This window comes from Flagellimonas okinawensis (assembly GCF_029194005.1).
Lineage (GTDB): Bacteria > Bacteroidota > Bacteroidia > Flavobacteriales > Flavobacteriaceae > Flagellimonas > Flagellimonas okinawensis.
Window position 1 is genome coordinate 1 of the sequence record NZ_JARFVA010000007.1, and the last position, 18,496, is coordinate 18,496.

The window sequence follows — 18,496 nt, forward strand, 5'->3', positions numbered from 1 at the left end:
AGAATTTCCTAATTTCAGTACTCAATGAACTTTTTCATCGTAGTCTCAGGCAGACTCGAACTGCCGACCTCTACATTATCAGTGTAGCGCTCTAACCAGCTGAGCTATGAGACTGTCTTGGCCTTTTATCGCCAGTATTTGTAACATATTATAAACGACAGCGCAAAACGTAACAACCACCTCGTGCAGGACCCGGACATCCGGGCGTCTCTTTCTCTAGAAAGGAGGTGTTCCAGCCGCACCTTCCGGTACGGCTACCTTGTTACGACTTAGCCCTAGTTACCGATTTTGCCCTAGGCCGCTCCTCTCGGTGACGGACTTCAGGCACTCCCGGCTTCCATGGCTTGACGGGCGGTGTGTACAAGGCCCGGGAACGTATTCACCGGATCATGGCTGATATCCGATTACTAGCGATTCCAGCTTCACGGGGTCGAGTTGCAGACCCCGATCCGAACTGTGACCGGTTTTGTAGATCCGCGCCCCCTTGCGGGGTGGCTTCCCTCTGTACCGGCCATTGTAGCACGTGTGTAGCCCAGGACGTAAGGGCCGTGATGATTTGACGTCGTCCCCACCTTCCTCACGGTTTGCACCGGCAGTCCCGTTAGAGTCCCCATCTTGACATGCTGGCAACTAACGGTAGGGGTTGCGCTCGTTATAGGACTTAACCTGACACCTCACGGCACGAGCTGACGACAACCATGCAGCACCTTGCAGGCAGTCCGAAGAAAGGGGTATCTCTACCCCATGCAGCCTGCATTTAAGCCCTGGTAAGGTTCCTCGCGTATCATCGAATTAAACCACATGCTCCACCGCTTGTGCGGGCCCCCGTCAATTCCTTTGAGTTTCATTCTTGCGAACGTACTCCCCAGGTGGGATACTTATCACTTTCGCTTGGCCACGGAGACCGAAGTCCCCACAGCTAGTATCCATCGTTTACGGCGTGGACTACCGGGGTATCTAATCCCGTTCGCTACCCACGCTTTCGTCCATCAGCGTCAGTACATGGTTGGTCACCTGCCTTCGCGATCGGTGTTCTATGTGATATCTATGCATTTCACCGCTACACCACATGTTCCGGCAACCCCACCATGACTCAAGACCTGCAGTATCAAAGGCAATTTTATGGTTGAGCCACAAACTTTCACCCCTGACTTACAGGCCCGCCTACGGACCCTTTAAACCCAATGATTCCGGATAACGCTCGGACCCTCCGTATTACCGCGGCTGCTGGCACGGAGTTAGCCGGTCCTTATTCTTACGGTACCGTCAGACACCTACACGTAGGTGCGTTTCTTCCCGTATAAAAGCAGTTTACAACCCATAGGGCCGTCATCCTGCACGCGGCATGGCTGGATCAGGCTCCCGCCCATTGTCCAATATTCCTCACTGCTGCCTCCCGTAGGAGTCTGGTCCGTGTCTCAGTACCAGTGTGGGGGATCCCCCTCTCAGGGCCCCTAACCATCGCTGCCATGGTGAGCCGTTACCTCACCATCTAACTAATGGTACGCATGGCCATCCCTGTCCGATAAATCTTTAATCGGAATATCATGCGATATCCCGATACTATGGGGCATTAATCCAAGTTTCCCTGGGCTATTCCCCTGACAGGGGCAGGTTCCATACGCGTTCCGCACCCGTGCGCCGGTCGTCAGCAAAAAAGCAAGCTTTTCCCTGTTACCCCTCGACTTGCATGTGTTAGGCCTGCCGCTAGCGTTCATCCTGAGCCAGGATCAAACTCTTCATTGTATTTCCTTGAATGTCTGTCCGACACCCGAAATATCCGAGCCCTCGCATCAAAATGGTTTGTTCTTAATTCTACGCTGTCGTTACAATATGTATATGAACTTCTTTATTCTTAAAACCGAAACATCTTCATCAACATTTATCCTCTCTCGGTTTTCACCACATTACCTCGTCGGTAAAGCGGGTGCAAATTTACAACTGTTTTTTAAACTGGCAAGCTTTTTTTGAAAAAAATCAAAACATTTTCTTGACCTCAAAAAACAATCATTTTACAAGAACTTTCCCTCTAAACACCTTGGTGTTTTTCGGGCTGCAAATGTAAAACGGTTTATTTGATTACACAATGCTTTTTTAAATATTTTTTTTCAGTCTTTCCAACTCGTCAAAACTGTTTGTCAATAAGCTTCTGAACTTGCCAAAAAACAAAGCCTTTGTTGTTTTTCGGGCTGCAAATGTAACACCATTTCAACAATAAACAAGAGCATTTCCCAACATCTTGTCCAATTTGCATTCAATTGACTGAAAACAAAGCAGATAAAAATACGATTTTTTTTAAAATTTCAAAACCACCTGTTTTTTCATTTTACTTCAACCCGGAAAAGAAGTGCATATACCTTATTCATCACAGAAAAAAAGTGTTTATATATAAGGGAAGTATTGTAGCATCTATACAAGGTATTATCTTTGTCCTCTCGATTATAAAAAATAGAAGTTCGAACATGATAAAGATCACACTGCCAGATGGTGCTGTAAAAGAAGTTGAAAAGGGAACCACGCCCATGGAGGTCGCTAAAAGCATTAGTGAAGGATTAGCCAGAAATGTTATTTCTGCCAAATTCAATGATACCGTTGTGGAAACAGTAACCCCTTTGACCAGCGATGGCACCCTCACATTATATACATGGAGCAATGATGAAGGCAAGAAAGCTTTTTGGCACTCCACCTCCCACGTGGTGGCCCAGGCATTGGAAGAGCTTTATCCTGGTATTAAACTCACCATTGGTCCGGCCATTGAGAACGGCTTCTATTATGATGTTGATTTTGGAGACCGATCCATTTCAGAAAAGGATTTTCCGCAAATCGAAAAAAAGGCACTGGAAATTGCCCGGGGCAAGCACGATTATAAAATGAGAAGTGTTTCCAAAGCCGATGCTCTTTCCTATTATAAGGAACAAGGAAACGAATATAAGGTGGAGCTGATCGAGAATCTTGAGGACGGTACCATTACCTTTTGCGACCATAGCTCGTTTACCGATCTATGCCGTGGGGGACATATTCCGAATACGGGAATAATCAAAGCGATCAAACTCTTAAGTGTTGCAGGTGCCTATTGGAGAGGTGACGAGAACAACAAACAGTTGACTCGTGTGTACGGTATTTCGTTCCCAAAACAAAAAGAGCTTACCGAGTATTTGCATCTTTTGGAGGAAGCCAAGAAAAGAGACCACAGAAAACTCGGCAAGGAACTGGAACTTTTCACTTTTTCACAAAAGGTCGGCCAAGGTCTACCGCTTTGGTTGCCCAATGGAGCTGCCTTGCGCGAACGCTTGGAACAGTTCCTGAAAAAAGCACAGAAGAAAGCGGGTTACGAAATGGTCGTTACCCCTCATATTGGTCAAAAGGAACTATATGTAACCTCTGGCCACTATGCCAAATATGGAGAGGATAGCTTTCAACCTATCCATACACCCAAAGAGGATGAAGAATTCCTGTTGAAACCAATGAACTGTCCGCACCATTGCGAAATATACAATAGCCATCCGTTCAGTTATAAGGATTTACCCAAGCGCTATGCTGAATTCGGTACGGTTTATAGATACGAACAAAGTGGGGAATTGCACGGTCTCACCAGGGTTAGGGGATTCACACAGGATGATGCGCACATCTTCTGTACGACCGAACAATTGAACGATGAGTTCAAAAATGTGATAGACCTTACCTTATATGTTTTGAACTCGTTGGGCTTTGAAGATTTTACCGCCCAGGTTTCTGTAAGGGACCTTGAAAATCCCGACAAATATATCGGTAACACGGACGACTGGGAGAAAGCCGAGCAGGCCATCATTAGTGCTGCTGAGGAGAAAGGGCTCAACTATGTAGTGGAAAGTGGTGAAGCCGCTTTTTACGGACCCAAGTTGGACTTTATGATTAAGGATGCCCTTGGAAGAAACTGGCAGTTGGGAACCATACAGGTAGATTACAACCTGCCAAAACGTTTCGACCTTACCTATAAAGGAAGCGACAATGAACTCCACAGGCCCGTAATGATCCACCGTGCACCTTTTGGAAGCATGGAAAGATTCGTGGCCTTGTTATTAGAGCATACCGGAGGAAACTTCCCGTTATGGCTGATTCCAACACAAGCTATCGTTCTGCCCGTCAGTGAGAAACATGAAAAATATGCCGAAAAAGTTTTGAATTCATTAGAAAATCACGAAATTCGCGCGCTCATTGATAACAGGAACGAGACTGTAGGGAAAAAAATCCGTGAGGCGGAACTCAAAAAAATTCCTTTCATGATCATCGTGGGGGAACAAGAAGAAGAGTCCGCGACCATTTCGGTAAGGCGCCATGGAGGGGATGATTTGGGCAGTTTGAGCGTAGATGCATTTTCAGACTTGGTAACTACTGAAATAAATAGTACCTTAAAGTCGTTCTAAAAATTAAGTTTAATTAAAAAGTTTACGTCATAGCAATTAGAAGAAGATTTAGACCCCAACCCAGGAGGGAAAACAAAAACCCTCACAATATCAATGAAAAAATAAAGGCCCGGGAAGTAAGGCTTGTGGGCGATAATGTTGAAATGGGCGTTTACCCCATTTCAAAAGCTAGGGATTTAGCCAACGAACAGGAGTTGGATTTGGTGGAGATATCACCAAACGCAGAACCTCCCGTTTGTAAAATAATGGACTATAAAAAGTTCCTTTACGAACAAAAGAAGCGAGACAAGGCCATGAAGGCCAAAGCAAGTAAAGTTGTTGTGAAGGAAATCAGGTTTGGACCGCAGACGGACGATCATGATTATGAATTCAAGAAAAGACACGCAGAGAAATTCTTGAAGGATGGTGCCAAACTTAAAGCCTATGTGTTCTTTAAAGGACGATCCATCGTTTATAAAGACCAAGGTGAAATATTACTGCTCAGATTGGCCCAAGAACTAGAAGATCTTGGTAAGGTGGAGCAAATGCCCAAATTGGAGGGCAAGCGTATGACCATGTTCATCGCACCAAAAACGAGTAAAAAATAAAACCGGACACAGTCCGGAACAATAAGCGGAGTTAAATACTAGGAAAATGCCTAAGATGAAAACAAAATCCAGTGCCAAGAAGCGTTTTAAGCTGACAGGAACTGGTAAAATCAAGAGAAAGCACGCTTTTAAGAGTCACATTTTGACTAAAAAATCGAAAAAGCGCAAGCTGAAGTTGACCCACTCTACCTTGGTTCACCAAGCGGACGAGGACAACATCAAAGAACAATTACGTTTAAAATAATTGTTCGACAGGTACATTATTTATTAACCATGGAGTCGGGCCCTTCAAAGTTCCCAATAACTGGGACGCCTGCTACAAAAAAATGACACATTATGCCAAGATCAGTAAATTCAGTTGCTTCAAGAGCTAGAAGAAAAAAAGTGATGAAGCAAGCCAAAGGTTACTTTGGAAGACGTAAAAACGTTTGGACAGTAGCCAAAAATGCGGTAGAAAAAGCAATGCTTTATGCTTACCGTGACAGAAGAAACAAAAAGCGTACTTTCCGTTCCCTATGGATTACCCGTATCAACGCGGGTGCCAGAATGCACGGAATGTCTTACTCTCAATTTATGGGCAAGGTAAAAGCCAATGGTATCGAACTTAACAGAAAAGTTCTTGCCGATTTGGCCATGAACCACCCAGATGCTTTCAAAGCAATTGTTGAGAAAGTAAAATAAAAAGCTAATATAAACTTACCCCGCTTATTTAGATCCCGCCTTGTGCGGGATCTTTTGTTTTTAGTACCCCCATCGGGGATAAAGCATCTAATGCCACACTCCTATAGACCATAGGCGGTCAACACCAATGTCCTTCCCGAGGCATGGTTTCTATGCTCGCACAAATAAATCCCTTGCCAAATTCCCATATTAAGTCGGCCTTTTGTTATGGGAACCTGAACAGAGGCCCCCATCAATGAAGCTTTGATATGTGCAGGCATATCGTCGGGACCCTCATAATTGTGCACATAGTAGGGTCTGTTTTCGGGGACCATTTCGTTGATATGGCTTTCGAAATCCGTCCTTACCGTTGGATCGGCGTTCTCATTGATTGTAAGACTGGCCGAGGTATGTTTTATAAAAACCTGCAGGAAACCCTTATCTATCTCACTTAGTTCCGGTATGGCATCCATTACCGTTTCAGTGATCAAATGAAAACCTCTGGAATACGGTCGCAGGCGTATTTCTGTCTGATAAAAATTCATGTAATAAAACCTTCTTTCCCCGAAATTAATATAAAGTTTACCAAAACAGCAGGCCAGTTCCATGAATAACAAATAACTTTACAGCTTAATTTATTGGAATGGACCTTTCACAAATCAAAATGGTGGTGACCGACATGGATGGAACACTTTTAAATTCCAAACACGAGGTGAGTCCACGTTTTTTTGAAATCTTCGAAGAACTCAAAAAGAAAAACATCGCCTTTGTGGCGGCAAGTGGAAGACAGTACCATAGCATGGTGGATAAACTGGACTCCATCAAAAATGAAATTCTTGTGATCGCCGAAAACGGGGCTCTGATCAAAAAGCAGGGAAAAACCCTATTGACCACTCCTATCGGGAAAACCGAAGTCGACAGAATCCTGGACACCGTTCGGCCTTTACCAAATGTACATCCCGTACTTTGTTGCCAGAACAACGCATTTGTAGGGGGCGATAGCAATGAATTTTTGGAGATGCTACAGGAATATTATTCCGAGTTCCATATTGTGGATGATCAAAAGGAGGTGGATGAAGAGGTGTTAAAGATCGCCATCTATCATTTTGAAAATTCCGAAAAGCACATTTATCCCAATGTAAAACATTTGGAAGGGGACCTAAAAGTAAAAGTCTCCGGTGCCAATTGGGTGGATGTTTCCGATATGGATGCACACAAAGGATACGCCTTAAAAAAGGTAATGGACCAATATAATGTGGCCTCCAATGAAATCATGGTCTTCGGGGATTACAACAATGATCTGGAAATGTTGGAGCTTTCCGACTACAGTTTTGCCATGGCCAATGCACATCCCAATGTGCTGAAGACCGCCAAATACACCACCTCCAGCAACGACGATTTTGGTGTGGAGCGCATATTGGAAAAACTGCTCTAACAACCCAAGCAGCGCCTTACCCTGCTCACGCTAAGTGATTTGCTATTATAAAATTTGTACCTTAAGGGACGAACTATAAAGCAACACCACTATGGCACCCTTAAAAAAAGATGACATTAAACAAGAGGTCTTTGACCTGTACGATAAATATGCCCACAACCAGATAGACCGTAGGGAGTTCATGGAAAAACTTTCCATGTACGCCGTTGGAGGTATTACCATGGCTTCGTTGATGAGCTTTATAATGCCCAATTATAAGGACACCCTTACCGTATCACCCAACGACCCGGAACTGGATTCCAAATTCATCACTTACAATTCACCAAATGGTGGTGGTGAGATCAAAGGATTGCTATCCAAGCCTAAAGACCATAACGGAAAAATGGGAGGTGTCGTTGTGGTACACGAAAACCGTGGCCTCAATCCTTACATTGAGGATGTTGGCCGCAGAGCTGCAAAAGCAGGCTTTATTTCCTTGGCCCCGGATGCCCTCACACCACTTGGAGGGTACCCCGGAAACGATGATGAGGGCCGAACGCTACAACGACAACGAGATCGCAACGAAATGTTGGAAGATTTTATAGCCGCCTATAACTATCTCAAAAACCATGAGGATTGTAATGGAAAAGTAGGTGTGGTGGGGTTTTGTTTTGGCGGTTGGATATCCAACATGATGGCCGTAAAAGTTCCTGATTTGGCAGCGGCCGTACCATTTTACGGAAGCCAACCTTCGGATGAGGAGGTAGCACAGATCAACGCACCCCTATTGATTCATTATGCTGGTTTGGATGAACGGGTAAACGCCGGTTGGGAGGATTACGAGGCTAAATTAAAAGAGCTCGACAAGGATTATGAGGTTCATTTCTACCCCGAGGTCAACCATGGGTTCCATAACAATACCACACCTCGTTTTGACGAAGCCTCGGCCGACTTGGCCTGGAAAAGAACCGTTGAGTTCTTTAAAAATCATTTGAGTTAGGTCTTCTGCTTCTTTTTACGGGCAGCAGGGAACAACACATTGTTTAAGATCAATCGATAGCCTGGCGAAGTGGGGTGAAGCTCCAGTTCCGTTTTGGGGTCCCCTACCCTATGCTGATAATCCTCAGGGTCATGTCCACCATAAAAAGTAAAAAAACCCTTCCCTTTTATGCCATGGATATATCTAGCCTCCCCATTGATCTTGTTCTCTCCCAATACCATCACGGTCGGTTTTACCTGTGCCCTGGTATAAGCGGTTGTCTGCCCCATAAATCCCTTGACCAGACTTGTATGGTTTTGAGTCAACATGGTCGGAACCGGGTCCCATTTGGCAGAAAACTCCATCAATGAAAAATAGTCCGACTCTTTGGGCACATTAGCCCTTTTGTTGGTCATATCTATCGATGAGAATTCATAGCGAAGGGGATTGCGTTCCAGGGTAAAATTGGTAAAGGCGAATGTATTGCTAAAATCTAATTTGGACTGGTAGTTCGCGTCCGATGGGTCGCCATCGAACATGGGTTCGCAGATATCCACATTTTCGGCCGCCAGGGCAATATCAAAACTATCGGTAGCGGAACACATGGCAAACATGAACCCACCACCAATCACGTAATTTCTAATTTTAAGGGCTACGGCCAACTTCTCCTCGGACACCTTAGCGTATCCAAGACTTTGGGCCAGCTCTTCAGCTTTCGCCTTATCCTCGATATACCAGGGAGCCGCACGGTAATGTCCATAAAAACGTCCATATTGGCCTGTAAAATCCTCGTGGTGCAAGTGCAACCAATCGTAAAGGGCCAGTTTATCGCCCAGTACTTCCGTATCATAAATGGTGGTGTAGGGAATCTCTGCGTAGGTAAGCACCATGGTAACGGCATCGTCCCAAGGTTGGTTACCCTTGGGGGAGTAGACCGCTATCTTAGGAGCTTTTTCCAAAATTACGGCATCCTGGTTCTGCGAGGGACTGCTTATTTCATCCAAAATCTGATTGGCCTGTCCATCAGAAAGTACTTCAAAAGAAACCCCTCTTATTTGGCATTCTTTACGTATGGCATCACCATCGGGCAATAAAAAGGAGCCGCCCCTGTAATTGAGCAACCATTGTACCTTTTGTTGTTTGGACAATACCCAATAAGTAATCCCATATGCCTTTAAATGATTTTTCTGCCCCTCATCATCCATGGGAACCAGGATAACGGAGGCGGATGTTTTAATAAAAAAAAACAATAGAAAAATGAAGGTGAGATTTCTCGCTTTTGCTCGAAATGGCACTTTAGAAAGTGGATTTTTAAAATGGCACGTCATTATCATCTGGGTCATCATCACTGTTCATTGCGCTACCAAAAGCGTCGTCCGCACTCGGAAGATTTGGTGTCGCAAAGGGGTTGTCTTCGTCCGCATTCATCTTCGATTGGAATTCGAATGGGGAGTCAAAGTCATCCAAGTTATCAAATTTACCCAGAGCGCCCACAAATTTTAACCTAATATTTTCTAAACCACCATTACGGTGCTTGGCCACAATAAACTCAGCTTGACCTTGGGTAGGCGTGCGCTCCTCGTCGTCCCACTCGTCAATTTTGTAGTATTCTGGTCGATAAATAAATGATACGATATCCGCATCTTGCTCAATTGCCCCGGATTCCCTCAAATCCGAAAGTATGGGTCGCTTACTGCCACCACGGGTCTCCACGGCCCTTGACAACTGTGAAAGTGCTATCACGGGTACGTCCAATTCCTTCGCCAAAGCTTTAAGGTTTCGGGAAATCGTAGAAATCTCCTGTTCACGATTACCTCCTTTTTGACTACCTCCAGCCGTCATCAATTGCAGGTAATCAATAATAATGAGTCTAATGCCGTGCTGGGATGCCAATCGTCTTGCCTTGGCACGAAGGTCAAAAATGGAAAGAGAAGGAGTATCGTCAATGAACAATGGGGCCTTTTCCAAGGTCTTCACCTTTACGTTCAACTGTTCCCATTCATGTTTCTCCAACTTTCCTGTCCTTAACTTTTCTGAGGAAAGGCCAGTTTCCGAAGAGATCAAACGTGTGATCAATTGTACAGATGACATCTCCAAAGAGAAAAATGCTACAGGAATTTCCGAATTAACGGCTATATTTCGTGCCATGGAAAGCGTCAAGGCTGTTTTACCCATACCTGGACGTGCGGCTACAATGATCAGATCACTGGGCTGCCATCCAGAGGTAAGCTTGTCCAACTTATCAAAACCTGATGGAATTCCACTCAAACCTTCCTTGTTGGAAATCTCTTCGATCCTCTTTTTAGCTTGAATCACCAAATTTTGGGCGGTTTCCGCGGAACGTTTTAAATTTCCTTGGGTCACTTCGTACAACTTTGCTTCCGCATTGTCCAAAAGGTCGAATACATCCGTTGCATCGCTATAGGCTTCCTCGATTATATCGTTGGATATTTTGATTAGGCTCCGCTGAATATATTTCTGAAGGATGATTCTTGCGTGGAACTCAATGTGGGCAGAAGAAGCTACCTTTTGGGTGAGTTTGATCAAATAAAAATCACCTCCTACGGCTTCCAGCTTGCCATCCTTCTTCAATTGGGAAGAAACCGTTAATAAATCCACCGGTTCGGATGATTCGAACAATTTAAAGATGGCCTCGTATATGTACTTGTGTGAATCCTTGTAAAAAACATCAGGATGCAAAATGTCGATTACCTCATCGACACCTTTTTTGTCAATCATCATAGCCCCAAGCACAACTTCTTCTAAATCAACAGCTTGAGGTGGTATTTTACCTTTCTCAAGATTGATAAGGGCAGATTTGTCCACTCTATGTCCTATGATGGGGCTAGGTTTTTCCATGAATACGAAAGTAGCTAATTAACCTTTAGTTAACTTTAATTTAGATAGGTGCGATTTCCACAGGTACTCAACATTCCATATGTTGATAACTTAAAATACCTGTTGATAACATAAAAAAAATCAAGGATATAACCTAATAAAATAGACCAACCCTTGATAATCAAGAATTATTCACTGAAAACGCCCATGTTCGCATATTTTTCCATGCGTGTTTTCACCAATTCTTTTGGTGATAACTTTTTGAGCTCTTCAAAATGTGAGGAAATTTTATCGGCAACGGTTTCAAATGTTTTTGCACGGTTGGCATGTGCCCCGCCAAGTGGTTCCTTGACGATCTCATCTACCAATCCCTGCTTTTTCATATCGGTGGCCGTTAATTTTAACGCTTCGGCGGCTTGCTCCTTGTACTCCCAACTTCTCCATAGAATGGAAGAACAGGATTCTGGTGAGATTACCGAATACCAGGTGTTTTCCAACATAAGTACTTTATCCCCAACACCGATACCCAATGCACCGCCCGAGGCCCCTTCACCGATAATGATCACGATGATCGGCACTTTAAGGCGTGTCATCTCCAGAATGTTTCGGGCAATGGCTTCTCCCTGTCCGCGTTCCTCTGCTTCAATACCTGGATATGCCCCTGGAGTATCCACAAAACATACCACGGGAATCTTGAACTTCTCGGCGGATTTCATCAACCTTAGGGCCTTTCTATATCCCTCGGGATTGGCCATCCCAAAATTACGGTATTGACGGGTTTTGGTGTTGTATCCCTTTTGCTGACCGATGAACATATAGCTCTGCTCACCTATCTTACCAAGTCCGCCGACCATCGCCTTGTCGTCCTTAACGTTCCTGTCTCCATGCAGTTCCAAAAAGGTGTCCCCACAAATGGCATTGATGTAGTCCATGGTATATGGTCTACTGGGATGTCTTGACAATTGAACTTTTTGCCAAGCGGTAAGGTTTTTATAGATATCCTTTCGGGTCTGAGCTAGTTTTTTCTCGATCTGCGAGCAAGTTTCTGTAACGTCAACATCACTTTCTTCCCCGATCACCATACATTTTTGAAGTTGATCTTCAAGTTCTTTGATAGGGAGTTCAAATTCTAGATATTCCATGGGAAGTCTTTTATTTTCACGAAAAACAATGGGGACAAATATATAACATTATGGAATACTCACATGAAATATACAAGTCTTTTAACGTCAATACGATACATTGACAATGATGATCTAGCGCTTGGCTTTCATTAGCATATAAACGGCAAAAACGCCAAACAACAGGTTGGGAATCACCACGGCCAGCAACGGGGAAAATCCTGATTGCTCCGCCAAGGTCCCAAAAACCTTATCGAAAAAGATGTACACAAAAGCCACACCTATACCAAATGCCAGGTTGAGCCCCATACCTCCCCTACGTTTTACGGAGGACACGGCAACCGCTATGACCGTCAGTATAAAGGCAGCAATGGGAAGTGCCCAACGCTTGTACTTTACCAAAACATAGGCATTGATATTGGATGCCCCTTTTCTACGCTGATCCTCGATAAACTCATTGAGTTCAAAAAGGTTCTTTGTTTCCGCCACATATGAAACAGGGGTCAGGTCATCGATCTGAAAAGAGAAAACGGTGTCCAATCTCCTCTTGGCATTGATATATTCCGTCTCGTTGCGCACCTCCCTCTTTTCGTAATTGGTCAATCTATATATACTGTCCTTTTCTATCCAACGAATATTACTCGCTGAAATCTTATAATCCAATTTACCTATGGAGTCAAAATGCTCATAGGTAAAATTGTACCCTATCTGGCGATTGGGATCAAAACTGCTCACATAGATATAATCCTGTTCGTTCAGCTGATTGAAAATATTCTCTGTAACCCTGTCCCTCTTGCCTTTTTTAAAGTATTTGTATTCAAATTCGTTAAAACCGATACTGGCATGGGGGACTATGAACATCCCCATCATAAATATTAAAATAGCGACCAAGGTGGCTCCCACAAAATAAGGCCTTAAAAACCTGCCAAATGAAACTCCCGAACTTAAAATAGCCACGATCTCCGTGTTACTGGCCAGCTTGGAGGTAAAGAAAATTATGGAAAGAAATAAAAATATGGGCAATAGCAGATTTCCGATTACCAGGGTAAAGTTACCATAGAATACTATTACCTCTGCCAATGGCGCCTCGTTGTCAATGATCTTTCCGATCTTTTCGGCCAAATTCGCCATGATACCAATGGGCACAAACAGCAATAGCATCCCCATAAAGGTGATCAAGTAACGTTTTAGGATATATTTATCGAGTATGGTGAACATTACAATCTTTTATCCATTTGGTCGACCATCTTGGTCTTCCACTCCAAAAAATCTCCGGCTAAAATACGTTCTCTTGCGGTACGTACCAACCATAAATAAAAACCAAGGTTGTGAATTGTGGCGATCTGTTTGCCCAAATATTCGTTGGCAGCGAACAAATGTCGTAAGTAGGCCTTTGAATATTCGGTATCCACATAAGTGATGCCCATTTCATCTATAGGGGAAAAATCGTTCTCCCATTTTTTGTTTTTGATGTTGATCGTGCCGTGTGCGGTGAACAGCATACCGTTCCTTGCATTTCGTGTCGGCATCACACAATCGAACATATCCACGCCCAAGGCAATGTTCTCCAAAATATTGATGGGAGTCCCTACCCCCATAAGATATCTGGGCTTATCCTCCGGCAGTATATCGCAGACCAATTCGGCCATCTCGTACATTTCCTCGGCAGGTTCCCCAACGGACAACCCTCCAATGGCATTACCTTCCGCTCCTACCGATGCTATATATTCAGCGGACTGTTTCCTCAAATCCTTATAAGTGGACCCTTGGACAATGGGGAAAAAGCTTTGGGAATAACCATAGGTATAAGGTAGCGTCTCCAAATGGTTCATACATCGATCAAGCCACCTATGTGTCATGTGCATCGAACGTTTGGCATACTGATAATCACAGGGGTAAGGCGTACACTCATCGAACGCCATAATGATATCCGCACCTATGGTACGCTGTATCTCCATTACATTTTCAGGGGTAAATACATGTCGTGAGCCATCGATATGCGATTTAAATTTCACCCCTTCTTCCTTTATCTTACGGTTACCCGAAAGGGAGTATACCTGATATCCGCCGCTATCGGTCAAAATCGGTCTGTCCCACCCCATAAATTTATGCAGCCCACCGGCCTCTTCCAAGATTCCGGTCTTCGGCCTTAAATAAAGGTGATAGGTATTGCCCAGAATGATATCGGGATTTATTTCGTCCCTTAATTCCCTTTGGTGCACCCCTTTTACGGATGCCACTGTACCAACGGGCATAAATATCGGGGTCTCAATATCACCGTGATCGGTGGTCAATTTACCTGCCCTGGCCTTGCTCTTACTGTCCTTTTGTATTAAGGTAAAATCCAATTGTTCGTTTTAGAACCGCAAATATAACCAACTCTGTATCGTTCATCCTTAACAAAAAAATAAAGTTTCCCAACATATTCAATAGATTACGTGCCGGTACTTGACTTGTTTTCTACCGATAATGCCATTACATTTGATATCTAAATATTCACACAATGCCGAAAACGGAAGAATTACAGGACCTGGTAGTACAGGTAAGAAGGGACATTTTAAGAATGGTCCACAAGGTTAATTCGGGACACCCTGGTGGATCATTGGGCTGCACCGAGTTTTTTGTTGCGCTATATAACGAGATAATGGACCTAAAGGATGGATTTGATATGGATGGAATAGGTGAAGACCTATTTTTCCTATCCAATGGACATATTTCCCCCGTATTTTATAGTGTCCTGGCCAGAAAAGGATACTTTCCCGTCGAAGAATTAAACACCTTCAGATTGATCGATTCGCGTTTACAGGGACACCCTACCACTCACGAAGGTCTTCCTGGAATCCGCGTGGCTTCCGGTTCTTTGGGACAGGGAATGTCCGTGGCCATTGGTGCGGCACTGGCAAAAAAATTGAACGGTGACGATCACCTAGTGTTCAGCCTCCATGGAGATGGAGAGCTCCAAGAGGGCCAAAATTGGGAAGCGATCATGTTTGCTGCTGGTAACAAAGTAGACAATCTTATTGCCACGGTGGACAGAAACGGCCAACAGATCGATGGTGGTACCGAAGATGTCCTTCCATTGGGAGATGTTGCAGAAAAGTTTAAAGTGTTCGGATGGGATGTACTCGAAATCGAGAACGGTAACGATCTCAAGCAGGTAATTGCCGGCCTTAATGAAGCCAAAAGCCGAACCGGAAAAGGAAAACCCGTCTGCGTGGTCATGACCACTGAAATGGGCAACGGCGTTGATTTTATGATGCATACCCATGCATGGCACGGAAAAGCACCGAGCGATGAGCAATTGGCCATTGCATTGGAGCAAAACCCCGAAACTTTAGGCGATTACTAATAAAGAACAATATACAATGACTAAATATACAGATCAAGGAAAACAGGATACACGTAGCGGATTTGGTGCGGGAATGACAGAACTTGGGAGAACAAATCCCAATGTAGTGGCGCTTTGTGCCGACCTCATCGGGTCATTGAAGATCGAAACGTTCATAGAGGAAAACCCAAAAAGGTTCTTCCAAGTAGGGATTGCCGAGGCCAATATGATGGGTATTGCGGCCGGATTGACCATTGGGGGAAAAATTCCTTTTGCCTCGTCCTTCGCAAATTTTGCCACGGGCAGGGTGTACGATCAAATACGACAGTCCATCGCCTATTCGGATAAAAACGTGAAAATATGTGCCTCCCACGCTGGGTTGACCCTTGGTGAAGATGGGGCTACCCACCAAATATTGGAAGATATCGGCTTGATGAAAATGTTGCCCGGAATGACGGTCATTAATCCATGTGATTACAACCAGACCAAAGCGGCGACCATTGCCATTGCAGAACATCATGGACCCGTTTACCTTAGGTTTGGCCGGCCAAAAGTGGCGAATTTTACACCCGTGGACCAAACCTTTGAGATTGGTAAGGCCTTGATGCTGAGCGAAGGGACCGATGTCACCATTTTGGCGACAGGACACTTGGTATGGCAAGCTTTGTTGGCTGCCGAAAATTTGGAAAACCAAGGTATATCCGCCGAAGTGATCAATATTCACACCATTAAGCCCTTGGATGATAAAGCCATTTTGGACTCCGTTAAAAAAACCGGATGTGTGGTGACCGCCGAAGAGCACAATTATCTGGGAGGCCTGGGAGAAAGTGTCGCCCGTGTTTTGGCTACCCACCACCCTACCCCACAGGAGTTTGTGGCAACACAGGATACTTTTGGTGAAAGTGGAACACCAGACCAATTGATGGAGAAGTACGGACTGAACAATAAAGCCATAGAAGCAGCCGTTTTAAAAGTGTTGAAGCGTAAATAGTTTCAATAGGATATTCCTTTGGAATATTCTCAACCTTTTAAAACAACACTTATGAAAAAAACTTTTCTAGTAGCTGTATTGGCTCTTATCGGTTCTGCAGCAATGGCCCAGAGCGGCTCGGGCTTCGGTGTAAAAGCTGGTCTATCCTACAACAAAAATGGTGATTTGATAAGCTCCGTAGGCGACGGCGGACAGGATATTGTTGAAGGCGCCGAAGGAAAAACCGGATACCATTTTGGGATTTGGGGCAAATTGGATTTTCCAAAAATTTATTTGAGACCGGAATTGGTTTATTCCAAGACCAAGAGTTCTTATGATGTAGGTGGGGATTCCCAAGATTATGATGTTTCCAAATTAGATCTTCCAGTGCTATTAGGATATAAATTGATTGGTCCATTGCATATTTTCGCAGGTCCAGCATTTCAATATACCCTAAAGAACGATTTGGGCGATTTGGATGCGCAAGATGTCGAAAATGACTTCACTGTTGGTTTAAATGCCGGAGTTGGTGTCAATTTAGGCAGATTGGGACTTGATGTGCGCTATGAACGAGGGTTCTCTGAAAACGAGGCAAGGTTCATAGGGAATAATATTACCGATATATCCGGTAGAGTGGATACAAGACCATCACAGATCATCTTTGCAGCATCATTGAAATTGTAAAACTTATTTTTTTTATTACATGAAAAAGCCCCGCTGAAATCAGCGGGGCTTTTTTTATCGATATAAATTTCACTACTAGTTGTCTGGATCCAAGTAATCGGGAACACCATCACCATCGGCATCTGGATAAGGGAATATAATGTTACCGTCATCATCGGAAATTTCCTTTCTGGTGGACACTCCATCACCGTCATCATCCGCATCCCTATAGTTTGGACTTGGAGGTGCATTAAAAGGCTCACTGTCAGCATCCGTATTGTCGTCCAACAAATATCTATTGTTGTTCAAGTCTTCCATTATGGAAGGAATTCCATCATTATCACTATCGGTATCTTCCACATAAAGCCCCAATTCAACTTTGAACAATACAGGAGCATACGTGCCTGCTGCACCCACACTTCTGTTAAATGCGGCCAATCCTGAAGGCAGTACCAAAATGGCCATCCCTCTATCGGATATATCATAAGTACCGTCGGGATTTTCTATGATCTGACCAGGTGATCCAGCGTTCATCTTGGAAATACCGTCCCCATAGCCACGGTAAGTAGAAGGCAGTTCTTGCCAAGTAAAGTCCTGGCTTTCATCGAACAAGGTGCCATCCAAAGCAGACCCTTGGTATCTTACCAATGTGGAATCCGCATAGGTCGGGCTTCCACCGCCACCCTCCATTACTTCAATATAGTAGTAGGTATGTGGTATATCCTCTTCCCCGGCACTCAATCCCAAATGACTTGAAGATACATTTAACGTAAAGGATTCGGCATCCTCCATCAATGAGCGTTTGTTGGCATTGTCCCCTGCAATGGTATCTATGACAATTTTGTAATCGAACCCTTCGGGCGGAGTCGCAAAATCCTCATAATTATAAAAGTGGGTACTCAAAAACTCCCTAATGGTCTCATCGTCCTCTGGCGAAACATCGCTCAGCAAGCTGGGCGGCACCTCGATAACACCGTTGTCATCATCGTTGTTACATGATATGAGCGTTACTGCAAAACATAAAAAAAGAAATACTCCGTACCTCATCAAGTCTGATATTTAGGCGCGCAAGATACAATTTTCCGTTATTTTTGCTCTGTCCATTAACAAAGAATTGCGAAGACCATGCGAATAGACAAGTACCTTTGGTGCACCAGATACTTTAAAACACGTAGCATTGCGTCCAATGCCGTAAAAAAAGGACAGGTAAAAGTCAATGGCAGTGCAGTAAAGGCATCTCGCGATGTTTTTCCTATGGACAAGATTACCGTGAGAAAGAATCAGATCGACTATGAACTTACGGTACTCGACCTTCCGGAAAGCCGTGTAGGGGCTAAATTGGTGGACATATATCGCAAGGACACCACCCCGAAAGAGGCGTTTGAGCACAATGAACTGCTCCAATATGCCAAAAAACACTATCGAAAGAAAGGCCTTGGAAGACCAACAAAAAAGGACAGGCGTGACTTGGATGATTTTTTGGACGAGCCGGAATAAACTGTTTTTATATCTTTGAATCAAGCAACGAACACT

Annotated in this window: 17 protein-coding genes, 1 tRNA gene and 1 rRNA gene; 10 read left to right on the top strand and 9 right to left on the bottom strand. The window is 44.2% G+C overall.

The window, feature by feature from the left end:
* Positions 1-40: 40 nt before the first annotated feature.
* Both PY091_RS15985 and PY091_RS15990 read right to left on the bottom strand, forming a co-directional pair.
* A tRNA-Ile gene (locus PY091_RS15985) sits at positions 41-114 on the bottom strand.
* 106 nt (positions 115-220) lie between these two features.
* Positions 221-1,746, bottom strand: a 16S ribosomal RNA gene (locus PY091_RS15990).
* Positions 1,747-2,462: 716 nt separating this feature from the next.
* Here PY091_RS15990 and thrS point away from each other — a divergent pair.
* The 4 genes from thrS (at position 2,463) to rplT (ending at position 5,671) form a co-directional block, all read left to right on the top strand.
* Positions 2,463-4,403: a threonine--tRNA ligase gene (gene thrS, locus PY091_RS15995; protein WP_275650606.1), complete on the top strand. Its 1,941-nt coding sequence runs from the start codon at positions 2,463-2,465 to the stop codon at positions 4,401-4,403.
* Positions 4,404-4,438: 35 nt separating this feature from the next.
* A complete protein-coding gene (infC, locus tag PY091_RS16000; RefSeq protein WP_275650699.1) occupies positions 4,439-4,990 on the top strand; it encodes a translation initiation factor IF-3 in 552 nt (183 codons plus the stop codon).
* Between the two features lie 46 nt (positions 4,991-5,036).
* Positions 5,037-5,234, top strand: coding sequence for a 50S ribosomal protein L35 (gene rpmI, locus PY091_RS16005; RefSeq protein ID WP_108245191.1), 198 nt, complete (start codon positions 5,037-5,039; stop codon positions 5,232-5,234).
* 92 nt (positions 5,235-5,326) lie between these two features.
* Positions 5,327-5,671 (top strand): 50S ribosomal protein L20, encoded by a 345-nt coding sequence (rplT, locus tag PY091_RS16010; protein WP_014033571.1) that lies wholly within the window; start codon positions 5,327-5,329, stop codon positions 5,669-5,671.
* Between the two features lie 101 nt (positions 5,672-5,772).
* On the opposite strand, the gene PY091_RS16015 is transcribed toward rplT, so the two are convergent.
* Positions 5,773-6,195: a secondary thiamine-phosphate synthase enzyme YjbQ gene (locus PY091_RS16015; RefSeq protein ID WP_275650607.1), complete on the bottom strand. Its 423-nt coding sequence runs from the start codon at positions 6,193-6,195 to the stop codon at positions 5,773-5,775.
* Between the two features lie 98 nt (positions 6,196-6,293).
* Between PY091_RS16015 and PY091_RS16020 the strand changes: the two genes are divergently transcribed.
* On the top strand, positions 6,294-7,085 hold the full coding sequence (locus PY091_RS16020; protein WP_275650608.1) for an HAD family hydrolase: 792 nt from the start codon (positions 6,294-6,296) through the stop codon (positions 7,083-7,085).
* A gap of 91 nt (positions 7,086-7,176) precedes the next feature.
* Entirely contained in the window at positions 7,177-8,064 is an 888-nt protein-coding gene (locus PY091_RS16025; RefSeq protein ID WP_275650609.1) for a dienelactone hydrolase family protein, read from the top strand.
* On the opposite strand, the gene PY091_RS16030 is transcribed toward PY091_RS16025, so the two are convergent.
* The 5 genes from PY091_RS16030 to tgt form a co-directional block, all read right to left on the bottom strand.
* Positions 8,061-9,371 (bottom strand): asparagine synthetase B, encoded by a 1,311-nt coding sequence (locus PY091_RS16030; RefSeq protein ID WP_275650700.1) that lies wholly within the window; start codon positions 9,369-9,371, stop codon positions 8,061-8,063. The genes PY091_RS16025 and PY091_RS16030 overlap by 4 nt on opposite strands.
* Complete coding sequence (gene dnaB / locus PY091_RS16035) at positions 9,355-10,902, bottom strand: replicative DNA helicase (RefSeq protein WP_275650610.1); 1,548 nt, start codon at positions 10,900-10,902, stop codon at positions 9,355-9,357. Before dnaB ends, PY091_RS16030 begins: the two co-directional genes overlap by 17 nt.
* 167 nt (positions 10,903-11,069) lie before the next feature.
* Positions 11,070-12,023: an acetyl-CoA carboxylase carboxyltransferase subunit alpha gene (locus PY091_RS16040; protein WP_275650611.1), complete on the bottom strand. Its 954-nt coding sequence runs from the start codon at positions 12,021-12,023 to the stop codon at positions 11,070-11,072.
* Positions 12,024-12,137: 114 nt separating this feature from the next.
* Positions 12,138-13,220: an LptF/LptG family permease gene (locus PY091_RS16045; RefSeq protein ID WP_275650612.1), complete on the bottom strand. Its 1,083-nt coding sequence runs from the start codon at positions 13,218-13,220 to the stop codon at positions 12,138-12,140.
* Complete coding sequence (gene tgt / locus PY091_RS16050; RefSeq protein WP_275650613.1) at positions 13,220-14,350, bottom strand: tRNA guanosine(34) transglycosylase Tgt; 1,131 nt, start codon at positions 14,348-14,350, stop codon at positions 13,220-13,222. The genes PY091_RS16045 and tgt overlap by 1 nt, the downstream gene beginning before the upstream one ends.
* Before the next feature lie 155 nt (positions 14,351-14,505).
* Here tgt and PY091_RS16055 point away from each other — a divergent pair, with 155 nt between their 5' ends.
* Genes PY091_RS16055 through PY091_RS16065 form a run of 3 tightly spaced genes read left to right on the top strand, consistent with a single transcriptional unit; the run spans position 14,506 to position 16,984 of the window.
* The gene (locus tag PY091_RS16055) at positions 14,506-15,351 is read left to right on the top strand and encodes a transketolase (protein ID WP_275650614.1); all 846 of its coding nucleotides are present in this window, start codon (positions 14,506-14,508) and stop codon (positions 15,349-15,351) included.
* A gap of 16 nt (positions 15,352-15,367) precedes the next feature.
* Positions 15,368-16,321 (top strand): transketolase family protein, encoded by a 954-nt coding sequence (locus PY091_RS16060; RefSeq protein ID WP_275650615.1) that lies wholly within the window; start codon positions 15,368-15,370, stop codon positions 16,319-16,321.
* Positions 16,322-16,372: 51 nt separating this feature from the next.
* Entirely contained in the window at positions 16,373-16,984 is a 612-nt protein-coding gene (locus PY091_RS16065; RefSeq protein WP_275650616.1) for an outer membrane beta-barrel protein, read from the top strand.
* Positions 16,985-17,059: 75 nt separating this feature from the next.
* Here PY091_RS16065 and PY091_RS16070 read toward each other — a convergent pair whose 3' ends face one another.
* Positions 17,060-18,010, bottom strand: coding sequence for an FKBP-type peptidyl-prolyl cis-trans isomerase (locus PY091_RS16070; protein ID WP_275650617.1), 951 nt, complete (start codon positions 18,008-18,010; stop codon positions 17,060-17,062).
* 78 nt (positions 18,011-18,088) lie between these two features.
* Here PY091_RS16070 and PY091_RS16075 point away from each other — a divergent pair, with 78 nt between their 5' ends.
* A complete protein-coding gene (locus PY091_RS16075) occupies positions 18,089-18,460 on the top strand; it encodes an RNA-binding S4 domain-containing protein (protein ID WP_275650618.1) in 372 nt (123 codons plus the stop codon).
* The last annotated feature ends 36 nt before the right edge of the window (positions 18,461-18,496 follow it).